Origin of the sequence: Streptomyces sp. NPDC091292 (genome assembly GCF_044757265.1) — a bacterium.
In the GTDB taxonomy this organism is placed as follows: Bacteria; Actinomycetota; Actinomycetes; order Streptomycetales; family Streptomycetaceae; genus Streptomyces.
Genome location: NZ_JBIVUQ010000046.1, coordinates 1 through 8250, shown reverse-complemented (window position 1 = coordinate 8250; position 8250 = coordinate 1). Strand labels below are relative to the sequence as shown.

The following is an 8250-nucleotide window of genomic DNA, read 5'->3' as shown; positions in this document are numbered from 1 at the left end:
TGGATCGTTCGGCGTTGCCGGATCCTGAGGGTGTGGGGCGGGTGTTGGGGGGGTTTGTTGCTCCTTCGGGTGTGGTGGAGGAGTTGTTGGCGGGGGTTTGGGGGCGGGTGCTGGGTGTGGAGCGGGTGGGCGCGTTGGACAGTTTCTTCGAGCTGGGTGGGCATTCGCTGCTTGCCATGCGGGTGATTTCCCAGGTGCGTGAGGTGCTGGGTGTGGAGGTTGCGATGTCGGTGTTGTTCGACCGGCCGACGGTGCGGGGGCTTGCGGAGGTGGTGGGGGAGTCTTCGGGGGCTGGGGTGCCGGCGATGCTTCCGGTTGGCCGGGGTGAGCCGTTGCCGTTGTCGTTCGCGCAACAGCGTCTGTGGTTCCTCGACCAACTCGACCCCGGATCAACCGAATACAACGTCGCACTCCCCGTCCGCCTCGACGGATTGCTGGACGTCGCCGCGCTGGGCGCGGCTCTGGGTGCACTCGTCACGCGCCACGAAGTGCTGCGTACTCGACTGGTGGCGGACGCGGACGGCGTGGCGCACCAGGTGATCGACCCTCCGGCCGCCTTCCCACTGCCTGTGGTGGACGTGTCCGGAAGCGATGATCCGCTGGGCCTCGCCGAGCAGATGGTCGCCCGAGGCATGACGGAGCCGTTCGATCTTGCGGCAGGCCCCCTGTTCCGTGGCACGCTGATCCGGCTGGGAATCGGCGAGCACGTGCTGTCGCTGGCCATGCCCCACGTCGTATCCGACGAGTGGTCGGCGCGGATCATCCACCAGGAGATGGCGGCACTTTACGAAGCCTTCCGCGCCGGCCAACCGAACCCGCTGCCGCCGCTGCCGGTGCAGTACGCCGACTTCGCCGTATGGCAACGCGCGTGGCTGAGCGGCGACGTCATCGACGGACAACTCTCCTACTGGCGCGACCAGTTGGCGGGCGTCACCGAGCTTGAACTGCCACTCGACCGGACCCGTCCGCCGATCAGGTCATCGATGGGGGCGAGCACACAGTTCACCGTGGCCGCCGAGACGGCCGAGGCACTGCGCGAACTGTCACGTGCGAGCGGCACGACAATGTTCATGACGCTCCTCGCGGCGTTCGACATTCTGCTCGGCCGCTACTGCGACACGGACGACATCGCGGTCGGCACGGCTGTCGCCAACCGGAACCGGGCCGAGACCGAGAGCCTGATCGGCTTCTTCGTGAACACGCTCGTCCTGCGCACCGACCTCTCCGGAGACCCGACGTTCACCGAACTCCTCGGCCGGGTGCGGGAGACCGCACTCGGTGCGTACGCCCACCAGGACCTGCCGTTCGAGCAACTGGTGGACGACCTCGTCACCGAGCGGGACCGTTCCCGGACCTCCCTTTTCCAGGTCTACTTCAACTACGTACGCGACGGTGCCGGGGCGGCGGAAGCGCCGGAATCCGACGGCCCCGACCAGGCGCACGACACACAACAGGCCGACGCCGATGTCGAGACGGACGCCGATTCCGCGGTGCCGGGTCCCGCTATGACGCGTGACCTCACCCTCTCGGACCTGTCCCTGACCTTCAGGGACGGCGGTGACGGAGCCCTGTCCGGCGAGATCGAATACAGCACCGCACTGTTCGACGACACCACGATGCGACGCATGTCGGGCCACCTCGTCGCCGTCCTGGAGGGCGTTCTCGACCCGGACCGCACCATAGGCGCACTGGACCTGCTCACCGACACCGAACGCTCGACACTGCGGCACCTCGGAACAGGCACCGAGACACACACGGAAGGCCGTCCCGTTCATCTGCTCGTCCAGGAGCAGGCGCACCGCACTCCCGACGCCGTCGCCGTCGTGGAAGGCGACCGCCACCTCACATACGGCGGACTGAACGCGGAGGCCAACCAGCTCGCCCACCGGCTCATCGCGGAGGGCGTCGGCCGCGAGGACATCGTCGGCATATGTCTCGCCCGCAGCCTCAAGACAGTCGTGGCCCTCCTCGCCGTCCTCAAGGCCGGAGCGGCCTATCTGCCTCTCGACGTGGACCAGCCCGTCCAGCGGCTGGAGCACATGACGGAGTCTTCCGGCGCGGCGCTGCTCATCACCGAATCCGCGCTGGACGAACGGCTCTCAGCCCTTCCCGCACCCCGCCTCCTCATCGACACCGACCAACACATCAACCAACACATCGACCAACACATAGACCGGGACACCGGGGGGGACAGCGGCCGGCCGGACATGGCCACCCGCGCCACCGAACACCCCCAGGTGGACGTGGAGCCGCAGAACCTCGCCTACGTCATCTTCACCTCCGGTTCGACCGGCAAGCCCAAAGGCGTCCTCGTCCAGCACCACTCGTGGAGCCTGCAACTACAGGAGATGGGCAGGCGGTACGGCCTGACCTCGGCCGATGTGACGCTCCAACTGGCATCCCTCACCTTCGACGCCGCGCAGGAGCAACTCTTCGCGATCCTGCTGCACGGCGGACGCCTCGTACTGCGCGGAGCGGAGCAATGGGCGCCGGAGCGTGTGCTGCGTGAGATCCGCGAACAGGCTGTGACCTCGGTGGAGATCACACCCGCACTCTGGGAGATGGTTATTCCCGGTCTGTCGGCCGGTGACGCACTCGGCCCGGACTTCCGCTGGCTGATCCTGGGCGGCGAAGCCGTGTCGCCCCAAGCGCTCGACCAATGGTTCGCGCAGACGTCCGTACCCATCTACAACACCTACGGACCGACCGAGACGACCATCACCTGTGTCGCCTCCGAGCTGTGGGAGCCGGTGTCGTCCGTACCGATCGGGCTCCCGATCGCGGACACCAAGGTGTACGTACTCGACGCCCGGTCCCAGCCCGTACCCGTCGGCATAACGGGTGAGCTGTTCATCGGCGGCGCGGGCGTGGCACGTGGCTACGGCGGTCGCCCCGCGCTGACGGCCGAACGGTTCGTGGCCGACCCGTTCGCCGGCGACGGAGCGCGCATGTACCGGTCCGGCGACCGGGTGCGCTGGCTCGCGGGCGGACAGCTTGAGTTCCTTGGCCGCGCCGACCACCAGATCAAGGTGCGCGGAGTCCGGATCGAGCCGGGCGAGATCGAATCCGTCCTGGCCACTCACGAGGGCGTCCGGTCGGCGGTCGTGACGGCTTCCGGCGACGGCATGGGCCGCCGCCTCGTGGCCTACGTGGTCCCGGCCGACCTCGGCGAGGGCATTCCACCGGTGGCCCAGCTCCGTGACCACGTGCGGCAGAGCCTGCCGGACTTCATGACACCCGCGGTGTTCATCGAGATCACCGAACTACCCCTGACCCAGAACGGCAAGCTCAACCGCACCGCACTTCCGCAGCCCGACCTCGCCGCCCACTCGGAGACACATGCGTACGTGGCTCCGGAGGGTGCCACCGCGGAACTGCTCGCCGGGATCTGGGGTCAGGTACTCGGGACGGACGGGATTGGCGCCGACGACGACTTCTTCGGAATCGGAGGTCACTCGCTGCTCGCCACCCAGGTGATATCCCGGGTGCGCGAGGTCTTCGGGACGGAGGTGCCGCTGTCGGCGCTCTTCGACCGGCCCACGGTACATGGCCTGGCTCAGGCGATCGACGAGTCCGGTACAGGCGTGAGTGTGCCGCAGGTGACACCGGCCGGCCGGGACGAGCCGTTGCCGCTGTCGTTCGCACAGCAGCGCCTGTGGTTCCTGGACCGGTTGGACCCGGGTGCGCTGGGCCACGTACTGCCGACGCCGATGCCCTGGCGCGGAGACCTGGACGTGGCCGTCCTGGGGGCGGCACTGAGCGGTGTGATGGCGCGGCACGAGGTGCTGCGCACCCGCCTCACCCCTGACGCGGACGGTGTGCCGCGGCAGATGATCGACCCACCGGCGCCCTTCCCGCTACCGGTCGTCGACGTATCCGAGGCAGCGGACCCGGTGGGCGCCGCCCACGCCCTGGTGGCAGCGGACGCGGCCACCCCGTTCGACCTGACGAACGGGCCACTTGTCCGGGCCGCCCTGATACGTCTCGCCCTCGACGAGCACGTACTCGCACTCACCATGCACCACGTCGTCACCGACGAATGGTCGGAACGCATCTTCCAGCGCGAACTCGCCGAGTTGTACGGGGCGTTCCTCGCGGGCGAGCCCGATCCGCTGCCGCCGCTGGCCGTGCAGTACGCGGACTTCACGGTGTGGCAGCGACAGTGGCTGGCCGGCGACGTACTCGACGAGCAACTTTCCTACTGGCAAGACAAGTTGAACAACGCTCCGACCCTGGCACTCCCGATGGACCGGCCGCGTCCGGCGGTCCGGTCCTCGGCGGGAGCACAGGCCGCGTTCACTGTGCCGCCGGCCGTGGCGGACGCGCTGCGAGCCCTGTCGCGTCAGAGCGGCGCGACAATGTTCATGACGCTGCTGGCGGCCTTCGATGTGTTGTTGGGCCGGTATGCAGGTTCGGATGATGTGGTCGTGGGCACGCCGGTGGCCAACCGGAATCGTGCGGAGACGGAGGGCCTGATCGGGTTCTTCGTGAATACGTTGGTGTTGCGTACGGATCTGTCGGGTGATCCGTCGTTCCGTGAGCTGGTGGGGCGGGTGCGGGAGACGGCTCTTGGTGCGTACGCGCATCAGGACGTGCCGTTCGAGCAACTGGTGGACGACCTGGCCGTCGAACGGGACCGCTCGCGCAGCCCGCTCTTCCAGGTCTTCTTCAGCTACGACACCGAAGGTGCGCCGGAGAGCGCCGGTGTGCGTCCCGGCGAGAGGCCTGGCGAGAGGGCTGCGGAGAGGGCTGCGGAGAGGGAAGCCGGTGCGGGGGGCGACGAGTCTCCCCGGCATATGGATCGCACGGTCCAGTTCGACCTGGCGCTGCGGCTCGGCGACAGCGAGAGCGGTGGGCTGGCGGGACAGATCGAGTACAGCACCGCGCTGTTCGATGCCGCGACTGTGGAGCGGATGCTGGGGCACCTGGTCACGCTGCTTGAGGGGGTGGCGGAGGAAGCTGACTGCCGGGTGGGTGAGCTGCCGGTCCTTTCGGTGGGTGAGCGTGAGTTGGTGGTGGAGGGGTGGAATGCGTCGTCGGTGGTGTTGCCGTCGGTGGGTGGCGTGCATGAGCTGATCTCGGAGCGGGCTTCGGTGGCTCCGGATGCTGTGGCTGTGGTGGCGGGCGGGGAGTCGGTGACGTATGGCGCGCTGATGGAGCGGGCGAATCGGCTCGCCCATCGTCTGCGTTCGGCGGGTGTGGGTGCTGAATCGGTGGTGGGGCTGTGTCTGCCGCGGGGCGTGGCCATGGTCGTGGCCATGGTGGCGGTGTGGCAGGCCGGCGGTGCGTATCTGCCGCTGGATCCTGAGTATCCGGCTGATCGGCTGGAGTTCATGCTCGGGGATGCGGGTGTGCGGGTGGTGGTCGGGCAGCGGTCCCTGGCCGAGGGCCTGGCCGTTGAGCATGGGGTGTGGCTGGATGATCCGGCGGTCGCAGCCGCCTTGACGGAGCTTCCCTCGACGGCGCCCGATGTGACGACGACCGCTGATCAGTTGGCGTATGTGATCTATACGTCGGGTTCGACGGGTCGGCCGAAGGGTGTGCAGGTCGCGCACGGCAGCGTGGTGGGCATGGTGTCCGCTCTGGGGCCGGTGCTGGGTGCGGGCCCTGGCGTGCGGATGCTTCAGTTCGCGTCGTTCAGCTTCGACGCGGCGGTGCTCGACGTCGCCGTGACGCTGGCTGCGGGCGGTGTCCTGGTGGTGGCGACTTCGGAGGAGCGGGCGGAGAGTGCGCTGCTGACGTCGATGCTGCGCGCCGGTGCTGTGGAGGCCGCGAGCGTCGTCCCCTCCCTGCTGGGCGTGCTGGACCCGCACGACGTTCCCGGTGTCGGGACCCTGCTGCTGGGTGCGGAACGTTTGACGGAGCCGGTGGCCCGTGCCTGGTCGGCCGGCCGTCGCCTCGTCAACACCTACGGTCCGACCGAGGCGACCGTCATGGTCACCACAGGCACCGTGGAGCCGGAACAGCTGTCGGGTGCGCCGGCGATCGGTTCCCCGGTGGGCAACGCCAGGGTCTACGTCCTGGACGAGCGGCTGAACCCTCTGCCCGTGGGGGTCGCGGGTGAGGTGTACATCGCGGGTCCCCAGGTGGCGCGCGGCTATCGGGGCCGTCCGGGTCTGACGGGTGAGCGGTTCGTCGCGGACCCGTTCGCTGCCGACGGCACACGTATGTACCGTTCCGGTGACCGGGCGCGCTGGCTGGCGGACGGGCAGCTCGACTTCGTCGGGCGTGCGGACGGTCAGGTGAAGGTGCGTGGTTTCCGGATCGAGCCGGGCGAGATCGAGGCGGTCATCGCCGCCCACCCGAAGATCCGCACCACCGCGGTGGCGGCATTCGGCGAGGTCGAGGACCGCCGTCTGGTCGCCTACCTGGTCCCCGCCGACCAGGCGGACGGTATCCCGCCGGTCGCCGAGCTGCGCGAGTTCGCGAGCACGCGACTGCCCGCCTTCATGATCCCGTCTGCCTTCGTGGAGCTGGCGGCGCTGCCGCTGACCCCCAACGGCAAACTCGACCGGGCCGCGCTCCCCGAGCCTGACGGTGAGCGTTCCCCGGGCAGCCTCGTGGTGCCGGGCACCGCCACCGAGGAACTTCTCGCCGGCATCTGGTCTCAGCTGCTGGGCCTGGACCGGGTCGGCGTAACGGACAACTTCTTCGAACTGGGTGGGCATTCACTCCTGGCGACCCAGGTGGTGTCTCGCATCCGGGATGTCTTCGGCACCGACATTCCCGTAGCGGCGATGTTCGATCACCCGACGGTCGCCGGGCTGGCTGAAGCTCTCGCTGCCGCCACGCCCGGTACCACCGCGCCGGAGTGGACGCTCGCCAGTAGGGATGACGCACTACCGCTGTCGTTCGCGCAGCAGCGCCTGTGGTTCCTGGACCAGTTGGAGCCCGGATCGGTCGAGTACAACCTTCCGATGTACCTGCCGTGGGACGGGGACCTGGACGTCGCGATGCTCGGCGAGGCGCTTACTGCGGTGGTGACGCGCCACGAGGTGCTGCGGACCCGTTTGGTAGCTGACGCGGACGGTGTGGCCCATCAGGTGATCGATCCGCCCACCGAGTTCCCGCTGTCTGTGGTGGATGTGTCCGGGAGCGCGGAGCCGGTACGCGAGGCCGAGCGGCTGGCATTCCAGGATGCGATGGCACCTTTCCGTCTCGCTGATGGCCCACTCGTCCGGGCCACCTTGATACGGCTGGGCGAGGGACAGCATCTGCTGGCACTGATGATGCACCACGTGGTGTCCGACGAATGGTCGACGCGGATCATGCGACGTGAACTCGTCGCCCTGTACGAGGCGTTCCGCGCCGGCGAGCCGAGCCCACTGCCGCCGCTTGCCGTCCAGTACGCGGACTTCGCGGCCTGGCAGCGTCAATGGCTGGACGGCGACGTACTTGAGCGGCAACTTGCCTACTGGAGGCAGCAGTTGGCCGCCGCCCCCGTACTGGACCTGCCCACCGACCGGCCGCGCCCGCCGGTGCGGTCCACCGAAGGAGCGATGGCTCCGTTCACTGTCTCGGCGGAGACGGCGGAGGCGCTGCGCGCGTTGTCCCGTACACATGGCACGACGATGTTCATGACGCTCCTTGCAGCCTTCAACGTCCTGCTCGGGCGGTACACGAACTCGGACGATGTGGTTGTGGGCACGCCGGTGGCGAACCGGAACCGTGCCGAGACCGAGGACCTGATCGGCTTCTTCGTCAACACCTTGGTGCTGCGTGGCGACCTGTCGGGCAACCCGTCGTTCTCCGAGCTGCTGGGGCGGGTGCGGGAAACGGCTCTGGGTGCGTACGCGCATCAGGACGTTCCGTTCGAGCAACTGGTGGACGAACTTGTCACGGAGCGGGACAGGTCGCGCAGCCCACTCTTCCAGGTGTTCTTCAGCTACGGATCCGGCGAGGGTGAAGAGGTCCGTGGCACGGCCGATACCGAAGGGGGCCCGGGAGGCGCTGCCGGCCAGGTGGCTGCCGTCTTCGACCTGTGGCTGATGTTGGAGGAGTCCGGCGACGGCACACTCAAGGCGGGAATCCAGTACAGCACGGCGTTGTTCGACGCGGTGACGGTGGAGCGGATGGCGGGGCATCTGGTGAGGTTGTTGGATGCTGTCGCTGGGGATGCGGGTCGGTGTGTGGGTGAGGTGTCGGTGTTGGGTGTGGGTGAGTGGGATGTGGTGGTGCGTGGGTGGAATGAGACTGAGGTGGAGGTGGCGGGGGTTGTTGGTGGGGTGCATGGGTTGATTGCGGAGCGGG

At 68.4% G+C, this 8250-nt stretch carries 1 protein-coding gene; it reads left to right on the top strand.

Going from position 1 to position 8250, the window contains the following annotated elements; all coding sequences use genetic code 11:
• Positions 1–32: 32 nt before the first annotated feature.
• Positions 33–8250: amino acid adenylation domain-containing protein (locus tag ACIQNU_RS43720; protein ID WP_401378290.1), on the top strand; the 8218-nt coding region annotated here is incomplete at its 3' end.